Source organism: Sphaerisporangium corydalis, from assembly GCF_025506355.1.
Lineage (GTDB): Bacteria > Actinomycetota > Actinomycetes > Streptosporangiales > Streptosporangiaceae > Sphaerisporangium > Sphaerisporangium corydalis.
The window spans coordinates 1-17,249 of record NZ_JANZYP010000003.1 but is presented as its reverse complement, the minus strand read 5'-3'; the positions used below and the strand labels follow the sequence as shown (position 1 = coordinate 17,249).

14 protein-coding genes and 1 tRNA gene are annotated in these 17,249 nt (G+C 71.5%); 4 read left to right on the top strand and 11 right to left on the bottom strand.

Features of this window, described 5'->3' with window-relative positions:
* Window positions 1-52: 52 nt before the first annotated feature.
* The 6 genes from NYZ98_RS03070 to NYZ98_RS03045 form a co-directional block, all read right to left on the bottom strand.
* Window positions 53-1,594 (bottom strand): FAD/NAD(P)-binding protein, encoded by a 1,542-nt coding sequence (locus NYZ98_RS03070; protein ID WP_262840899.1) that lies wholly within the window; start codon window positions 1,592-1,594, stop codon window positions 53-55.
* A gap of 145 nt (window positions 1,595-1,739) precedes the next feature.
* Entirely contained in the window at window positions 1,740-2,096 is a 357-nt protein-coding gene (locus tag NYZ98_RS03065; RefSeq protein WP_262840898.1) for an STAS domain-containing protein, read from the bottom strand.
* Between the two features lie 119 nt (window positions 2,097-2,215).
* A complete protein-coding gene (locus NYZ98_RS03060) occupies window positions 2,216-2,419 on the bottom strand; it encodes a cold-shock protein (protein ID WP_248964071.1) in 204 nt (67 codons plus the stop codon).
* 339 nt (window positions 2,420-2,758) lie between these two features.
* Window positions 2,759-3,535, bottom strand: a complete 777-nt coding sequence (locus tag NYZ98_RS03055) for an enoyl-CoA hydratase (protein ID WP_262840897.1) — start codon at window positions 3,533-3,535, stop codon at window positions 2,759-2,761.
* 89 nt (window positions 3,536-3,624) lie between these two features.
* Entirely contained in the window at window positions 3,625-4,773 is a 1,149-nt protein-coding gene (locus NYZ98_RS03050; RefSeq protein ID WP_262840896.1) for a nitric oxide synthase oxygenase, read from the bottom strand.
* 466 nt (window positions 4,774-5,239) lie between these two features.
* Window positions 5,240-5,312, bottom strand: a tRNA-Asn gene (locus tag NYZ98_RS03045).
* A 215-nt stretch (window positions 5,313-5,527) separates the two neighbouring features.
* Between NYZ98_RS03045 and NYZ98_RS03040 the strand changes: the two genes are divergently transcribed.
* Window positions 5,528-5,830 (top strand): YtxH domain-containing protein, encoded by a 303-nt coding sequence (locus tag NYZ98_RS03040; protein WP_262840895.1) that lies wholly within the window; start codon window positions 5,528-5,530, stop codon window positions 5,828-5,830.
* A gap of 190 nt (window positions 5,831-6,020) precedes the next feature.
* On the opposite strand, the gene NYZ98_RS03035 is transcribed toward NYZ98_RS03040, so the two are convergent.
* From NYZ98_RS03035 to dnaG, 3 genes are all read right to left on the bottom strand, one after another.
* Window positions 6,021-6,500, bottom strand: coding sequence for a hypothetical protein (locus tag NYZ98_RS03035; protein ID WP_262840894.1), 480 nt, complete (start codon window positions 6,498-6,500; stop codon window positions 6,021-6,023).
* A 157-nt stretch (window positions 6,501-6,657) separates the two neighbouring features.
* Complete coding sequence (gene rpoD / locus NYZ98_RS03030; protein ID WP_262841095.1) at window positions 6,658-7,794, bottom strand: RNA polymerase sigma factor RpoD; 1,137 nt, start codon at window positions 7,792-7,794, stop codon at window positions 6,658-6,660.
* Window positions 7,795-7,938: 144 nt separating this feature from the next.
* On the bottom strand, window positions 7,939-9,813 hold the full coding sequence (gene dnaG, locus NYZ98_RS03025; protein ID WP_262840893.1) for a DNA primase: 1,875 nt from the start codon (window positions 9,811-9,813) through the stop codon (window positions 7,939-7,941).
* Window positions 9,814-9,954: 141 nt separating this feature from the next.
* On the opposite strand from dnaG, the gene NYZ98_RS03020 reads away from it, so the two are divergent.
* Window positions 9,955-10,887 (top strand): M23 family metallopeptidase, encoded by a 933-nt coding sequence (locus tag NYZ98_RS03020; RefSeq protein WP_262841094.1) that lies wholly within the window; start codon window positions 9,955-9,957, stop codon window positions 10,885-10,887.
* A gap of 105 nt (window positions 10,888-10,992) precedes the next feature.
* Here NYZ98_RS03020 and NYZ98_RS03015 read toward each other — a convergent pair whose 3' ends face one another.
* Window positions 10,993-12,237, bottom strand: coding sequence for a deoxyguanosinetriphosphate triphosphohydrolase (locus NYZ98_RS03015; protein WP_262840892.1), 1,245 nt, complete (start codon window positions 12,235-12,237; stop codon window positions 10,993-10,995).
* 201 nt (window positions 12,238-12,438) lie between these two features.
* Window positions 12,439-15,099, bottom strand: coding sequence for a pyruvate, phosphate dikinase (gene ppdK / locus NYZ98_RS03010; protein ID WP_262840891.1), 2,661 nt, complete (start codon window positions 15,097-15,099; stop codon window positions 12,439-12,441).
* A 356-nt stretch (window positions 15,100-15,455) separates the two neighbouring features.
* Between ppdK and NYZ98_RS03005 the strand changes: the two genes are divergently transcribed.
* Together NYZ98_RS03005 and NYZ98_RS03000 are read left to right on the top strand one after the other, a co-directional pair.
* Window positions 15,456-16,388, top strand: a complete 933-nt coding sequence (locus NYZ98_RS03005) for a D-isomer specific 2-hydroxyacid dehydrogenase family protein (RefSeq protein ID WP_262840890.1) — start codon at window positions 15,456-15,458, stop codon at window positions 16,386-16,388.
* Between the two features lie 110 nt (window positions 16,389-16,498).
* Window positions 16,499-17,249, top strand: a 751-nt coding sequence (locus NYZ98_RS03000; RefSeq protein WP_262840889.1) for an aminotransferase class IV, incomplete at its 3' end; no start/stop codon positions are given.

Genomic DNA, 17,249 nt, shown 5'->3' with positions numbered 1-17,249 from the left:
CTGTCCAGGAGACTTCGTCCACCCGGGGTACGAGCAGGCCGGGGTCCTCTGGTCAGGCGACCTGGGCTATTCGGGGGAAGGTGTCGGTGAGGAGGGTGCGGGCCAGGGAGTCGGCGTGGCGGGCGAGGGTGGCGTCGGCGCCCCATGGGAGGGCCGTGCCCCCGGCGCCGGTGGCCAGGGGGCCGAAGGCGAACCGCCGGGGGTGCACGGCGCCGGTGTGGTCGACGATCCTGCGGTCCGGCAGCCGGACCTTCAGCAGCCCCGACTCCTCGGCGCACTCGCCGCGCGCGTGCAGCCGCCTGACCAGCGGGTCGCCGGTCCGGCTCACGCTGGGTTCGGGCCACCGCGCGTCCACGAAGGACCGGGCCGTCACGGGCGCGGGCACGGTGGGGGTGGTGGCGCGCCACACCCCGGCCTCGTGGGGTTCCACCCGCAGGTCCATGCCGAGGAAGGTGACGATCCCCGCGCGGGCGAGGGCCCGCAGCTCGGCGACCCGCGCGGCGGCCGGCCCGCTCGCGACGTGGTCGGCGAACCCCTGGAACCACGGGTCGCCGGGCACCCGCCCTGCGAGGGCGTCGAGGACGCCGCGCAGCGCGTGGACCATGGCCAGGTCGGCGCTGTGCGCGGGGTCGGCCCGGCGCGACAGGTCGGCGGCGAGGTAGCCGTGCGTCCACCGCTGGAGGCCGGGCAGGTCGCCGAACCTGATGCCGCCGAGCGGCCGGTCCAGCCGGGCGAGGTCGAGCCGGTCCCCGTGGCGGGGCACCGCCCTGCGGATCAGCGCGCGCATCGGCTTGCCGTCCCACTCCTCGGCGGCGTACGCCTCGGCGAAGGACGCCCAGGTCATGCGGGTGCGCTCGGGGTGTGCGGTCAGGAGCTCGTGGTAGTAGGCGAAGGCCAGGTCCTTGGCCACCAGCGGCCACACCTCCCGCCGGAAGTCCTCAGGCCGGCCGGCGAGCGCGGTGACGAACCTCGGGGCCGGCACGGGCCCGGCCCTCAGCGCGTATTCGCTCATGGCGTGGTGGGGCACGCCCCGGCGTGAGCCGACGTGCACCAGGGGCTCGTCGCCGCTGGGGAGGTAGACCGGCTCGCCGCCGGGCCCGCGCCTGAACCGGCCGCCACGGCCGGAGGTGAACGCGTCCAGCATGTCGAACAGGACGGTGCCGAGGCCGCGTACCAGGACGTTCTCCCCGCCGGGGACGTGGTCCAGGGACGGGCTGCCCTGCCCGCCGGGAGGCCGGTAGTACAGCCCGTGCCGCCGGGCGAAGTCGCCGAGCTCCTGTTCGCGCGGCGTCGCCAGCACCTCGATGTGCTGCTGGGCGAGCACCACGGCGTCGGCGGGAAGGCAGGTGCCGTCGTCGAGGAGCACCACCCGGCCCGCCAGGTCCACCGCCCTCGCCCGGTGGACCTGGACGCGCGTCCCCGAGGGGCGCGGCACGGGGCCCTGCGGCCCGGCGGCGGCCGGGGAGGGGTCGACGACGTGGACGTCCAGGACGCGCCGGCCGAGCAGCTCCGAGGCGTTGGCGCAGATGCGGTCGACCAGGCGGCTTCCGGCCGGCCCGGCACCGACGACGCAGACGGATCCCGATCCGGTCACGCTCGCCTCCCTGATTTACCTATATAGAAGGTAGGAAATACATGAATAGCTGTCAAGTCGCCCCATGACGAAACGACGCCCTCTGTCCGGAAGAGGACTCCGGAGAAGGCGTCGCATCAGTAGAGATTCTACGGTCGAAGAGCGGTCACTGCGCGGCGAATTCCGCGATCTCCGGGTTTGGACCCGTGAGCCTCGCGCCTACCTCCACAGGAAACCGGGAACGAAGTCCGCTCGCCTCCAGCACTCGGCGCACAGGAGAGGAGGGGGCCACGATTCGCATGCCGCCGCCGAGGAGCAGTGAACGGCGCCTGGCGGCCATGAGCGCTCCCAGCCCGCTGGCGTCCATGAAGGTCACTCCGGAGAGGTCCAGGACCAGACGGGTGCGCTGCGGTCCGAGCGCGGCCAGAAGCCGCTCCCGCAACATGGGAGAACAGGAGATGTCGACGTCCCCGGTGACGCGGCACACTGCCGTGTCGTCGCGGACGATAACGGACAGGTCCACCGAGGACCTCCAATCAGACGCGGAGGGCGGCTCGCGGTTGGGCAAACCGCCCCGTCATGCGTCCTTGGGGTGAAGGCGGCGGAGCCGCCTTCACGGGAGCCTTGCGGCTCGGATGGTACTTAGAGCGGGCGAACCTGCTCCGCCTGCGGGCCCTTCGGGCCACGCGTCGTCTGGTAGTCGACGCGCTGGTTCTCCTCCAGGCTGCGGTAGCCGCTCGAGTCGATGGCGGAGTAGTGGACGAAGACGTCCGCACTGCCGTCATCGGGAGCGATGAAACCGAAGCCCTTTTCGGCGTTGAACCACTTGACGGTTCCCTGAGCCATGAAACTGATCTCCTCATGAGACGATCTACGAGGTCCACGGGCGTGGATCCCCGGGTTGTTTAGCGACCGACCGCCCCTTGAAAGCACTTGGCTTCGCACGGTGGAACGCCCGCTGTAAGAACTCCGCAGGCGCTGCTACACGTTAACGAACCTCCACTACAACCGATCCCATTCAACACCATGTGGAGCCTCACCGCCAACGCAAGGGGGGGCCGGTCTGACAAGCGCACCGCATCCTCGGGAGATTCCCCGGCCGGACCTCGGAAATTCTAGGCGGATCACGCGCAGGACGCGCGGGATCCGCCTAGATCACCGAGGGGAGGAGGGGCGGCCGGCGCCCTAGATCACCGGGGGGAAGGCGGGCGGCCGGCGCTCCAGGAAACTGGCGACGCCCTCCGCGAAGTCGGGCCTGGAAAACGACTCCAGCATCAACCGGACGGCCTCGGAGGCGGAGTCGTCCAAAGACCGTTGCCAGTCGCCCCAGACCTGCCGCTTGATGACGGCCATCGAGGCCGGCGAGCTGTTCGCCGCCAGCTCACGCGCGTAGGCGGCGGCCTCCGCGGCCAGCCGCTCCCCCGGGACCACCCGGTTCACCAGGCCCATCTCGCCCGCCTCGGCGCCGGTGAAGGTCCGGCCGGACAGCAGGAGGTCCATGGCCCTGGCCTGGCCGACGAGCCGGGGCAGGATCCACGCCAGGCCGTACTCCGCGATGAGGCCGCGCCGGGCGAACGCCGTGGTCCACTTGGCCTCGGCCGAGGTGAACACCAGGTCGCACACCAGCGCGTGGACCATGCCGAGCCCGGCGCAGGCGCCGTTGACCGCCGCGATGATCGGCTTGCGGATCGTCGTGGGATGAGTGTTGGGCCGCTTGTCGGGCACCTCGCCGTATGAGCCGTCCTGGAGGGCGCTGAGCGTCTGGAAGTCGGCCCCCGCGCAGAAGCCCTTCCCCGCGCCGGTGACCACGATCGCCCGGACCTCCGGGTCGCGCTCGGCCTCCTCCAGCAGGTCGAAGTACCGCCGCCCCATGGCGTCGACCCACGCGTTCAGCCGGTCGGGCCGGTTGAACGTCAGCGTCAGCACGCCCTCGTCCAGCGACGAGAGCACGAGATCGGACATGGAACCTCCAGGAGAGACCGCCACAGAATAACGTTCTACACCAATTCTCGCGGACCACGAAGACCGGCCTGTCGAGGGTGTCCGGCCGGTCACCCGTCGTACTCGCTCACGCGCGGATGGTGGACGAACGCCGGCAGCATCCGCACGTCGTCGTAGTAACGGTGGAAGACCGGCGTGAGCGAGCCGGAAAGGGGCGGGACGATCCAGGACCAGTCGGCCGGGCAGATCCGGCCGGACCGCTCCTCGCGCTCCAGATGGGACATGAACCGGCGGGCCTCGGTGTGGTGGTCGGTGATCGTCACGCCGGCCCTGCCGAACGAGTGCAGCACCGCGATGTTGAGCACCACCAGGGCGTGGTCCTTCCACAGCGTGCGGTCGCTGGAGGTGTCCAGTCCGAGCCGGTCGGCGACCACCCGCAGCCGGTTGTACCGGTCCTCGTCGGCCAGGTTGCGCGCGCCGATCTCGGTCCCCATGTACCAGCCGTTGAACGGCGCGCACGGGTAGCAGACGCCGCCGATCTCCAGGCACATGCTGGAGATCGCCGGCACCGCGTGCCAGCGCAGGCCGAGATCGGCGAACCAGTCGTGCACGGGGTGCTCGATCGGCACCTCCAGGATCGCGTCCCCCGGGACGGTCGCGAGCAGCGGCGGCTTGCCCCGCGCCTCGACCACCAGCGGCAGCACGTCGAAGTCGGTGCCCGAGCCGCCCGCCCAGCCCAGGCGGGCGCACGTGGCGGTGAAGTCGGCGTTGCGCCCGTCGCCGGCGACGATCGACCCGTCAGGGCCCCGGTAGCCCGCGTACCGGATGAGCTGCTCGTTCCAGATCCTCGGACCCGGGCGGCCCGGGCGGTCCTGGGCGAAGACGGTGATCGTCGGGCGGATCCGCCCCGAGCCGGTCGCCTCGCGCAGGTGGTTCACCGCCTCCACCGCCACCCCCTCGGCGGTGTCGACCGAACGGTGGTCGAGCACCCGCAGCGACCGCCAGTACAGGCGGCCGATGCACCGGTTGCTGTTGCGCCACGCCACCCGCGCGCCGAAGGCGAGCTCCTCGGCGGTGTGGGTGTAGGTGCCGTGCTCGGCGATCTGCGCGGCGACCTGCCGCAGCCGCCGCCGTACCGGGCCCGCCGAGGGGTGCTCCTCGTGGAACATCCGGACGAACCTCTCGGCCTCCCCCGGGTCCACCGGACCGGTGCCCGCGCCCTCCCGGGGCCGGCCGGGCACCCGCGGACCCCCGGGCACGCCGGGGCCCCCGGGCACGCCAGGGCCGCCGGGGACGCTGGGGACGCTGGGCGGCGCCTCCCTCTCGGGCGCGCCCGGTCCCGGCCGCTTGACGGGGCCCGAGGCCCCATGTCGAGATCTGTACCACGCCAGCATGGACAACCGCCGCACTGTGCTCACGGGCGTCGCGACCGTTTCCGGGCGGAGCGGGCGCCCTGCGCGCAGCGGCCCTCCCCGCTGCGGTCTGCATGATCCGCGGCAGCCGTGTCCCGCGTCGTGCGAAAACGCGGCCACACCAGGCACGGGCGTCTCAGAACGACGATACGAAGCACGGCAGACCCACATCTTCGGTCATCGTCTGTGATTTGTCGCCTCTTATGAGTCACGGTTTTCCCGGGCATGCGGGAACCCGGTTTTCCCGTCCCCCGGGAACCCGGCCCCGGGAACGACGACAGCCCCAGGAGAGGCTCCTGGGGCTGTGATCAAGCTCCCGCGATAGGACTCGAACCTATAACCTGCCGGTTAACAGCCGGCTGCTCTGCCGATTGAGCTACACGGGATCGTTCCGCGCGCCGCCCCGAGGGTGTTGGCCCTTCCTGGCCGCGCGGAACTAGATTAGCGCATTCCGGGGGGTGCGTGTCGCACTCAGATCTTCGACGGATCACCGGCCCTCTCGGGCCTCCGGGACAACGCGACGCGCTCTTGGACGATAACCGCCCGCTACCGGGGTAGGGGAGGCGGAGAGCGGGGATGCAGAGGCAGGCGGAGGTAGCAGATGCGATATCGATTCACGTTCACCGTGGGCCTGGCCATCGGCTACGTTCTCGGCAGCCGGGCGGGCCGGGAACGGTACGAGCAGATCAAGCGGGTCGCGCAGAAGGTGAGCGACAACCCGATGGTCCAGCAGGCCGCGGGCGTCGCCGGCGCCCAGGCGACCAAGGCCGCCGAGGTCACCAAGCACAAGCTCGGCGACGTCCTCGGCGACAGGGTGCCGTTCCTGCACAGGAACGGCTGGAACGTCGTCAGGGACGACACCGGGACCGGCTGGCCGGAGACCGAGGTGGACCGGATCACCTGACCGGCCCCAGGCGGTGACGGCCCGCGCGGGATCCCCGAAGATCACGCGCGGGCCCTCGCGTGCCCGGAGCCGGCGCTTTCCCACGCCCAACAGGGGCCCTCTGAGACGCCTAGCTTGCACAAGCGGCTCTCCCAGAAGCCCGGATCGCAGGAAGCGGGCCCTCTCGGACGCCCACGCGGCGGAGGTCCTGTCAGACGCCCAGGTTGCGGCGGAGGGCCTCCAGGGCCTGCTCGGCGGCGGCCCGCAGGCCCGGGTCGGCGGGGTCGAGGCCCGCGTCGAAGACGAGGTCCCATTCGGCCACGTCCCGGCCCGGCACCCGGCGCGCGATCAGGCGTACTCCCCCTCGGTCCCCCAGGCTCACGTGACGGCTCGCCAGGATCGAGGAGGTGACCCGCTCCCGCACGGCCTCGGGCAGCCGGCCGGGGTCGGGCAGCGCGATCCGCCGCTCGGTGCCGTCGGTCGCCACCACGCGCAGCCCCTCCTCGTCCCACACCGCGCGGTCGATCCGGTACCAGGGGAGGGCGCTCTCTCCCGGCTGGTGCAGGGCGCGGTCGGTGGCCACGACGTACCCGCCGTCCGGCGTGCGGGCGTGGACGAGCACCCGCTCGCCCGCCTCCAGCGTCACGCCGGCCTCGGCGGGCAGGCTCCGGGAGCCCCAGGGAAATCGCATGGGTGCAAGCTACCTGGCCACCAGGCCGAGAGCGCGGGCGGCCGACCGTGAGCCCCTGAGCCGAGAGCGCGGGCGCCGCAGCCCCTGCCTTCCTTGTTCGCCTTGGGGCCGGGATCCGCGCCCGGCCCGCGGTGTCGCGGGCCGGGCGGGGGGCGGCTCAGTCGAGGTAGTCGCGCAGCATCTGGGCGCGGGTCGGGTGGCGCAGTTTGGCCAGCGTCTTGGACTCGATCTGCCTGATCCGCTCGCGGGTCACGCCGAACTCCCTGCCGACCTCCTCCAGCGTCCTCGGGTGCCCGTCGGACAGCCCGAAGCGGAGCTGGATGATCCGCTGCTCGCGGTCGGAGAGGGTGGCCAGGATGTCGTCGAGCTGGTCCTGCAGCATGATGAAGGCCGCTGCCTCGATGGGCACGACCGCGTCGGCGTCCTCGATGAAGTCACCGAGGTCGGAGTCCTCCTCGCCGATGGGCGACTGGAGCGACACCGGCTCCTGGGCGATGCGCTGGATCTCGACCACCCGGTCCACGGGCAGGTCCATCTCCAGGGCGATCTCCTCGGGCGCCGGCTCGCGGCCGAGGTCCTGGTGGAGCTGGCGCTGCACCCGGACGAGCTTGTTGATCGTCTCCACCATGTGCACGGGAATTCGAATCGTCCGCGCCTGGTCCGCGATGGCCCGGGTGATCGCCTGGCGAATCCACCACGTGGCATACGTCGAGAACTTATATCCCTTGGTGTAGTCGAATTTCTCGACCGCGCGGATGAGACCGAGGTTGCCCTCCTGGATGAGGTCCAGGAAGAGCATTCCGCGCCCGACATAGCGTTTCGCGATGGACACGACGAGCCGGAGGTTGGCCTCGATGAGCCGTTGCTTGGCCCGGACGCCCTCCCAGACCAGCTCCTCGAACTCGGGCTTGGCCAGCCGCAGGCCGATGTCGCAGAGCTTGTCCTCGGCGAACAGTCCCGCCTCGATCGCCTTGGCCAGTTCCACCTCCTCCTCGGCCGTGAGAAGGGGTACCCGGCCGATCTCCCGGAGGTAGATGCGGACCAGGTCACTGGTCGGCGCCCGCTTGCCGACATCCTCCTCGTCAGGGCGGACCGGCTCCTCGTCGCCCTGGGGCTCGAGTACCTCCACACCCTTTTCTGCGAGCATCCGCACGACGCGTTCCAGCGCGTCGGCCGGCAACTCGGAGCGGTCGAGCGCGGCGGCCACGTCATCGACGGTGACGCTCCCGCGCTCCCTTCCTCTCGCGACTAGATCCGCCACCTGATCTACCGACGGCGGTCCGCTTGGCAGCACCGATGCACCCACGGGACATAGTCTGCGGTATGGGTACCGTAAAAGGGCAGGCCTATTTTTGGCACAGAAGGTAAGGCCAAAGCCCTTACCGAATCGATATCAAACAAAAGTTTGGCCGCTGTGAGAAGCGGACAGTAAAGTTAATTACGCTCCGACGGCGCGTTCTCTTAACACCCGCCGTTGTTGTTCGAGCGCCACCAGTTCCCCGAACAGGCGGTTGTAGTCCTGCTGCTGCTCAACGGGGTTGAGCCGCTCCATCTTGGCCTTGATCTGGACCAGGGCCCGGGTCACCGCTATCTCCGCCAGCCTGGCCAGCACCGCGATGCCGTACCGCTCCTCGCCCTCCAGGTCGGAGCGCACGGGCTCGACCGCGAACCTGGTCGCCTGGGCGCGCAGGTCCTCGTCCTCGGTGGAGCGCAGCAGCAGGTCGACCCATTCGCGCCCGCCAGGGCCGCCGGCGACGGTGCCTCCGGCGGTCATGAGCAGCTCGTACATGGCCACGTGCTCGGGGAGGGTGAACGCCTGCGGGCCGAGGGCGTCGAACTCCGGCCCCATGAGCGCGGGGCGCTGCACCGCCAGCTTCAGCGCCTCGGACTCGATGCGGACCACCGGGTCGGCGGGATCGGCCGGGCGGGGCCGCGCGGCCCTCCTGGGGGCCCTCTCGGGCGCGCCCGGACGGCCTCCGGTGGTGCGCCCGCCGACCTCCTGGATGCGGCGCATCACCATGCGCTCGTCCATGAACCCGAGCCAGCGGTCGAGGTCGACGGCGTACCTGCCGCGCAGGGCCGGGTCCTTGATGCCGGCGACCAGCGGCGCGGCGGCGTCCAGCGCGGCCAGGCGCCCCTCGTTCGACTCCAGTTCGTAGCGCGAGATGACGCTGCGGATGGCGAACGCGAAGAGCGGCTCGCGGCCGGCGATCAGGTCGCGCACCGCGCCGTCGCCCTGCTTGACCCGCAGGTCGCACGGGTCGAGCCCGTCGGGCTGCACGGCGACGAAGGTCTGGGTGACGAACTTCTGCTCGTCGGCGAAGGCGCGCAGCGCGGCCTTCTGCCCGGCGGAGTCGCCGTCGAAGGTGAACACGACCTCGCCGCGGAACTCCGCCTGGTCGAGCAGGAGCCGCCGCAGGACCTTGATGTGCTCCTCGCCGAAGGAGGTGCCGCAGGTGGCGACGGCGGTGGGCACGCCGGCCAGGTGGCAGGCCATCACGTCGGTGTACCCCTCGACCACGACGGCCTGGGACCGCTTGGAGATCTCGCGTTTGGCCAGGTCGATGCCGTAGAGCACCGAGCCCTTCTTGTAGATCGGGCTTTCGGGGGTGTTGAGGTACTTGGGACCGTCGTCGCCTTCGAGCAGTTTGCGGGCGCCGAAGCCGATCACCTCGCCGGTGATGTCGCGGATCGGCCACACCAGCCGGCCGCGGAACCGGTCGACCGGGCCCCTGCGCCCGTCCCTTGCCAGCCCGCCCTTGATCAGCTCGGCGGGGGTGAAGCCGCGGCCCTGGAGGTGGCGGGCGAGCCGGTCCCACTCCTCGGGGGCGTACCCCACGCCGAAGTGCTCGGCGTCGACCCGCTCGAAGCCGCGCTCGGACAGGAAGCGGCGGCCCGGCGCCGCCTCGGCCTCGCCCAGCAGGGACGCGTAGAACTCGGCGGCGGCCTTGTGCGCCTCGATCAGGCGGCTGCGCTCGCCGTGCTCGCGTCCCGGGACGTACCCGCCCTGCTCGTACCGGAGCTGGATGCCCGCGCGCTGCGCCAGCCGTTCGATCGCGTCGGTGAAGGTGAGGTGCTCCAGCTTGCGGACGAAGGTGATGACGTCCCCGCCCTCGGCGCAGCCGAAGCAGTACCAGTAGCCCCGCGAGGGCGTGACGTTGAACGAGGGGGACTTCTCATCGTGGAAGGGGCACAGGCCCTTGAGGTTGCCGCCGCCCGCGTTTCGGAGCTGGATGTGCTCCCCCACGACATCGGCGATCGATGAGCGCTCCCTCACGAGCGCGATGTCCTCGTCACTGATCCGCGCTGCCACGCCGTGAGTCTATGGCTCACCGTCCGCAACCTGGTGCGAGCGGTCCATGATGGGTGTTTTTTCGCGAATGGGTCGTGGCGGCCCTGAAGGTCGGTTACAAAGGAAACGCTCATTTTCGGTAACGTCAGGCGGGTGGAGATCATGCGATCGGGGCGACTCGCCGCCATTGCCGCGTCGGTGCTGGTCACCGCCGCCTGCTCGGCCCCCGCAGGAGTGCCCGGCATCAGCGGCACCCTGCCTCCCACGCCCGACTCGGGTGTCTCCGGCCCCTCGGGTACGTCCGGGGACTCCGGCACCGCGGCGGAGACGGTGGCCTCGGCCGAGGTGACCGGCACGCCCGGCCCGTCCTCCACCAAGCGGGCCGAGATCGACGCGGCCACGCTGAACCCGACCGCCTCCCCCTCCCCCACCGGCGTCGAACCGCCGCGCGGGGACGCCCCCGTCCGGGTGCCGCCCCCGAGGGTGTCGAGGTACAGCTACGTCTTCCCCGTGCGCGGGTGCCGGGTCAGCTACGCCCGCAAGCAGCTCGTCCTGCCGAAGACCACCATCTGGGCGGGGAAGGGCTGCTCGTTCGTCGCCCCCGTGAGCGGCGTCGTGCACGAGGTGAACACCTCCAACCGGTGGAAGTCCTCCACCGATCGGGGCGCCGACCGCGAGGGCCGGTTCGTGGCCATCGTCGGCGTCGACGGGGTGCGGTACATCGGCGCCCACCTCGACTCGGTCGTGCAGGGCATCCGGCCCGGCGTCCAGGTGAGCGCGGGCCAGCCGCTCGGCCGGGTCGGCGACTCGGGCAACGCCAGGGGCGGCGGCCCCAACCTCTACTTCGCGGTCTCCTGGGCGACTTCGGCCAAGTACTGGTGGGTGCGCCGGGGCATGGTCGACCCGTGGAGCTACCTGGACGCGTGGCTGAACGGCAACCGCACGCTGTCCCCCGCCGAGCAGGTGAACGCGACGCGCGCGAGGCTCGGCGCCACTCCGCCGTGCCGCACCCTCTGCGCGTCCAAGCCCGGCAGGAAGCCCGAACGCCGGCCCACCCCGAGCCCCACCTCCGACCCCGACATGACGACCGGCTAGCGAGCCCGGACCGGGCGCACGACGAGCCCGGACCGGGCGCACGACGAGCCCGGACCGGGCGCACGACGAGCCCGGACCGGGCGCACGACGGGCCGGGGTCTCCGGCTAACGGGCCATGGGGCGGGAGCCGAGGCCGCGGTGCAGGGACATCGCGGAGACGTCGGTCAGCGAGGCGATCTGGTCCACGATCACGCGCAGCCGCGCCGTGTCGTCGACCGCGCCGGTGAAGGCGTCACGCAGCGCCGGCTCCAGCGTCCCCGGAGCGCCCAGCATGATCATCGAGGCCAGCTCGGCGATCAGCTCGCGCTGCCTGGCCTGGTTGGCGTGGTGCTCGTCCCTGGACATCACATAGTGCGCGGTGACCCCCTTGAGCAGCGCGCACTCCAGCCGGGTGCCCCTCGGCAGGATCAGGTCGGCGCCGCGGCGGGAGAACCCCGGGCCGTACATCTCCAGGGTGGCGGCCTGCGCGGACAGGCAGAACCGGCCGATGAGGGCGCTGGTGAACGACTTGAGCGCCACCAGGTCGGCCATGGTGCCCTCGAAACGCGACGGCCACAGCGGCTCGGCCACCAGGTGGGCGAGGGTCTCCTCCAGCTCGGCGAGGCAGGTGTCGGTGGCGTACCGCCTGAGGGTGAGCTCGCACACGACGCGCCGCTCCGCCGGGTCGCGCAGCAGGGCCAGCGTGACGTGACCCGAGTGCAGGGCGTCCTCCAGATCGTGCACCGAATAGGCCACGTCGTCGGACCAGTCCATCACCTGCGCCTCGAAGCTCACGCGGCCCGCCGGCACGCCTTCCCTGGCCCACAGGAAGACCGGCAGGTCGTCGGGGTACACGCCGAACTTGGCGCCGTGCGCCGCGGTCCAGGGGTACTTCAGCGCCGAGTCGAGCGACGCGCGGGTGAGGTTGAGCCCGGCGCTGCGGCCGTCGCCGGTGAGGACCTTGGCCTCCAGGCGGGTCAGCAGCCGCAGGCTCTGCGCGTTGCCCTCGAAGCCGCCGCACCGGGTCGCCAGCTCGTTCAGCGCCGTCTCGCCGTTGTGCCCGAACGGCGGGTGGCCGAGGTCGTGCGCCAGGCACGCGGTCTCCACCAGATCGGGGTCGCAGCCGAGCGCCTTGCCCATCTCCCTGCCGATCTGGGCGCACTCCAGGGAGTGGGTCAGCCGGGTGCGCGGGATGTGGCGGCCGTGGTCGGGGATGTCCCCCGGCCCGACCACCTGTGTCTTGGCGGCCAGCCGCCGCAGCGCGGCGCTGTGCAGCACGCGCGCCCGGTCGCGCTCGAACGCGCTGCGTTCGGGGTTGCCGGGGGGTTCCGGCACCCACCTTGCCTGGTCGAAATCGTCGTAGCCTCTCATCAGTAGCGGGATGCTACCCCCGAGACGGCCTATCCATGACAAACATGCGGGAAACTCGAAACGTCCTGCGCGCCGCCGTCCTCGTCGCAGGTCAGACGGCCCCTTTTCACCCCCTACTCCGGCCGTCCCGACCGGCCCCCGCGCCAGGGGTCACCCCAGCGCGGGCGCGGCGTCACGGCCCGTCTCGTCCATGGGGGTGGTTCAGCGGCTGTCCGTGCTCCCCTCCGCCAGGGCCGCGCGGCCGGCCTCCAGGCGGGCCACCGGGACCCGGAACGGCGAGCAGGAGACGTAGTCCAGGCCGATCTCGTGGCAGAAGTGCACCGAGTCGGGGTCTCCGCCGTGCTCGCCGCAGATGCCCAGCTTGATACCGGGGCGCGTCGCGCGTCCTTCCGCCACGGCGATGCTCATCAGCCGGCCCACACCGCTCCGGTCGATGCTCTCGAACGGGGAGACCCCGAAGATCCCGAGGTCGAGGTAGCGCGAGAAGAACGCCGCCTCCACGTCGTCCCGGGAGAACCCCCAGGTCATCTGGGTGAGGTCGTTGGTGCCGAACGAGAAGAAGGCCGCCGCCTCGGCGATCTGCCCGGCGGTGAGCGCCGCCCTGGGCACCTCGATCATCGTGCCGATCTCGGCCTCGACGCCGGCCTCCGCGAGGATGCGCTCGGCCTCGTCCCGTACGCCCTCCAGCTCCTGCACCGCGCTGACCAGCGGGATCATGATCTCGGCCCGGGGTGAGCCGCCGGCCGCGGTGCGTTCGGCCGCCGCCTCGGCGATGGCCCGCACCTGCATGGCGAACAGGCCCGGGATCACCAGGCCGAGGCGCACGCCGCGCAGGCCCAGCATGGGGTTCTCCTCGTGCAGCCGCTTCACGGCCTCCAGCAGCCTGCGGTCGCGCGGGCTCGCGTCCGCGCCGGCCAGCGCGACCTTCACCGACAGCGCGGTCAGGTCGGGCAGGAACTCGTGCAACGGCGGGTCGATCAGCCGGATCGTCACCGGCAGCCCGTCCATCGCGGCGAGCAGCCCCACGAAGTCGGACTTCTGGAGCGGTTCGAGCGCGTCGAGCGCCGCCCGCCGCTCCTCGCCGCGCCCGGCGAGGATCAGGTCCTCCACGAGCTGCCGCCGGTCGCCGAGGAACATGTGCTCGGTGCGGCACAGCCCGATGCCCTGCGCGCCGAACCTGCGGGCCCGTGCGGCGTCCTCGGGGTTGTCGGCGTTGGCCCGCACGGCCAGGCGGCGGCGCCCGTCCGCGTGCGTCATGATCCGGTGCACGGCCTCGACCAGTTCGTCGCCGCGCTCGCCGGTGCCCTCGAAGTACTCCACGACGGGCGAGGCCATGACCGGGACCTCGCCGAGGTACACCTCGCCGGTGCTGCCGTCGATCGACAGGACGTCGCCCTCCTCGACGACCACGCCGCCGGGACCGGTGAACCGCCGCTCCTGCCCGTCCACCTCCAGCTCCTCGGCGCCGCACACGCACGTCTTGCCCATGCCGCGCGCCACCACGGCCGCGTGCGAGGTCTTGCCGCCCCTGCTGGTCAGCACGCCCTGGGCGGCGATCATGCCGACGAGGTCGTCGGGGGTGGTCTCGCGGCGGACCAGGATGACGGCCTCACCCTGGTCGGCCAGCTCCTTGGCCCGCTCGGAGGAGAACACCGCCTTGCCGACCGCGGCGCCCGGCGAGGCGTTCATGCCCTTGGCGATCCGCTTCAGGTCGGCGCCGACGTCGAAGCGGGGGAACATGAGCTGGGCGAGCTGGTCGCCGGTCACCCGGGAGACGGCCTCGTCCAGGTCGATGAGCCCCTGGTCGACGAGCTGGGTGGCGATGCGGAAGGCCGCCGCGGCGGTGCGCTTGCCGACACGGGTCTGCAGCATCCACAGCTTGCCGCGCTCGATCGTGAACTCGATGTCGCACAGGTCGCGGTAGTGGTTCTCCAGCGTCTTCATGATCTCGAGCAGCTCGCGGTAGGACTCGGAGTCGATCCCCTCCAGGTCCTGCAGCGGGACCGTGTTGCGGATGCCCGCGACGACGTCCTCGCCCTGCGCGTTCTGCAGGTAGTCGCCGTAGACGCCCCGCTGGCCCGTCCCGGGGTCGCGGGTGAACGCGACGCCGGTGCCCGACTCCATGCCGAGGTTGCCGAAGACCATCGCGACGATGTTGACCGCCGTGCCGAGGTCGGCCGGGATGCGCTCCTGGCGGCGGTAGATGATCGCGCGGGGGGCGTCCCACGAGGAGAACACCGCCTCCACGGCGAGCCGCATCTGCGTACGCGGGTCGGAGGGGAAGTCGCTGCCGGTGTGCTCACGCACGATGCCCTTGTAGGTGTCCACGAGGCGCTGGAAGTCGGCCGCTTCGAGGTCCAGGTCGCTGTCGACGCCCTTGCTCCGCTTGGCCTCGTCGATCGCGTTCTCGAACAGCTCGCCGTCGATGTCGAGCACGGTCTTGCCGAACATCTGGATGAGCCTGCGGAAGGAGTCCCACGCGAAGCGCTCGTCGCCCGCCTGCTTGGCCAGGCCCTGGACGGACTCGTCGTTGAGCCCGATGTTGAGCACGGTCTCCATCATGCCGGGCATCGAGTACTTCGCTCCGGAACGGACGCTGACCAGCAGCGGGTCGTCGGCGGCGCCGAGCCGCTTGCCCATGCCCGTCTCCAGCGCCGCGAGGTGGGCGTCGACCTCGTCCTGGAGCCCGTCGGGGAGGCCGCCGTCCTCAAGGTAGCGGCGGCAGGCCTCGGCCGTGATCGTGAACCCGGGAGGGACGGGGAGCCCCAGGTTCGTCATCTCCGCGAGATTGGCACCCTTACCACCGAGGAGATCCCTGAGATCCTTGTTGCCCTCGGTGAAGTCGTATACATACTTGGGCACGCGAGCTCCTTCAACGACTTCAATGGCGTACGCTTGCGCCTCGTTCCGGGGACTCTACCTACGATTTACCGAAGGAAACGTCACCTCCCGCACAGAGGAACGTTCGCCCAGGTAGGACCTAATATAGCGGTCTAATCCATTCGTCCCGGGCGATGAACTCCACCGAAACTCCGGGGCCCTCGCCGTGGTATATACCAATTCCTGGCCCGTTCATGGCGATTAACCGCCGATTCACCGACCCCGCCATTGGTGTAGACCATTCTCCGCGCCCCGCCCATGCCGAGAAAAGACCGTCCCCGGTGGGACACGCGGGGGCCGGATCACCTTCCCCCGCGGGTCACGACAGAATGAGGGCCGTGGAAGCCCTCATCGCCATCGCCCCGTACCCGGAGGAGGCGGACCCCAGAGCCGCCGCGCTCGAAACGGCCGTGTCGCGCGGCGGCGGGACCGTCGTCCCGGTGGCCGACGCCAACGGGCTCGTCTGGCTCGACGGCGGACGGCCCGGCGACCTCGGGAAACTGCTGGACGGCCATCCGGGGATCGGCTGGGTGCAGTTCCCGTGGGCCGGGGTCGAGAGGTTCGCCGCGACCGGCGTGTTCCAGCACCCCGCGACGTTCACCTGCGCGAAAGGGTCGTTCGCCGGCCAGGTGAGCGAGCACGCACTCATGCTGGTCCTGGCCTGCCTGCGCAACATCCCGCACCAGGCGCGCACCCCGCGCTGGTCGCGGGTGGCGCCCCGTTCCCTGCACGGCCTCAGCGTGACGATCCTCGGCGGGGGCGGCATCGCCGAGGAGCTCGTCCGGCTCCTCGGGCCCTTCGGGTGCCGCGTCCGGGTCCTCCGCCGCAGGCCGGACGCGCTGGCGGGGGCCGACGAGACGCTGCCGCCCTCGGCCCTGTCCGACGTCCTGCCCGGCACCGACGTCCTGGTGCTCGCCCTGGCCCTCACCGCCGAGACCAGGCACGTCATCGGCGGGCCCGAACTGGCCCTGCTGCCCGCCCACGCCGTCATCGTCAACGTCGCGCGGGGCGCCCACATCGACACCGGCGCCCTCGTCGAGGCGCTCGCGGCCGGTCGCATCTCCGGGGCGGGCCTGGACGTGACCGACCCCGAACCCCTGCCCGAGGGGCATCCGCTCTGGAGCGACCCGAGGGTCCTCATCACCTCCCACTGCGCGGACTCCCCTGAGTACGTACTCCGCATGCTCTGCGAGCGCATCGAGCACAACGTCCGCCACCTCCGCGCGGGCACCCCCCTGGACGGCACGATCGACCCCACCACCGGCTACTGACCCCCAGCCCACCGATCGGCGGTGACGGCGGTGGCGGCCTCCGTCACGCCCCGGGCGAACATGGGCGGCAGCGGACCTCCGGGCGGGGCGGGAGCTGCCAGGATGGCCGCATGATGGAGCTGAACGGACGTCCCGTCACCCCCGACGAGCTCGGCGCGCTCGCGCTGTCCAACTACGCCCACTTCACCACCATGCGGGTGGAGGACGCGCGCGTCCGCGGCCTCTCCCTGCATCTCGACCGGCTGCTGGGCGACTGCCGGGTCCTGCACGGCGCCGACCTCGACCTCGACCGCGTGCGCCATCTCGTCCGGCGGGCCGCCGCCTCCGCACCCTCACCGGTGATCGCGCGGGTCACCGTCTTCGACCCCGAATTCGACCTGGTCCACCCTGCGGCCAAGGCCCGGCCGGAGATCCTCGTCACCACGCGCCCGGTCCCCACCGACCTGTCCCCTCTGTCCCTCGGGGTGGTCCACTACGAGCGCGACCTACCCGAGGTGAAACACACCGGATTGTTCGGCCCCCTGTTTCACCGGCGCCTCGGACGGTTCGGCGAGCACGACGACGTGCTGTTCGTCGACGGCCGGTCCGTGGTGACCGAGGGGCCCACCTGGAACATCGGGTTCGTCCGCTCCGGCGGCGTCCTGTGGCCCGAGTCCAACCGCCTCGACGGGGTCACCATGCGCCTGCTGACCGAGGTCATGGCCCGCGCCGGCATCCCCTGCGTCTCCACCGACATCGACACCGACGACCTGGCCACGATGGACGCCGCCTTCGTCACCAACGCCGCCACCGGCCCCCGCCCCGTACGCTCCATCGACGGCCACCCCCTTTCCCCCGGCCACCCCCTCCTCACCACCCTCC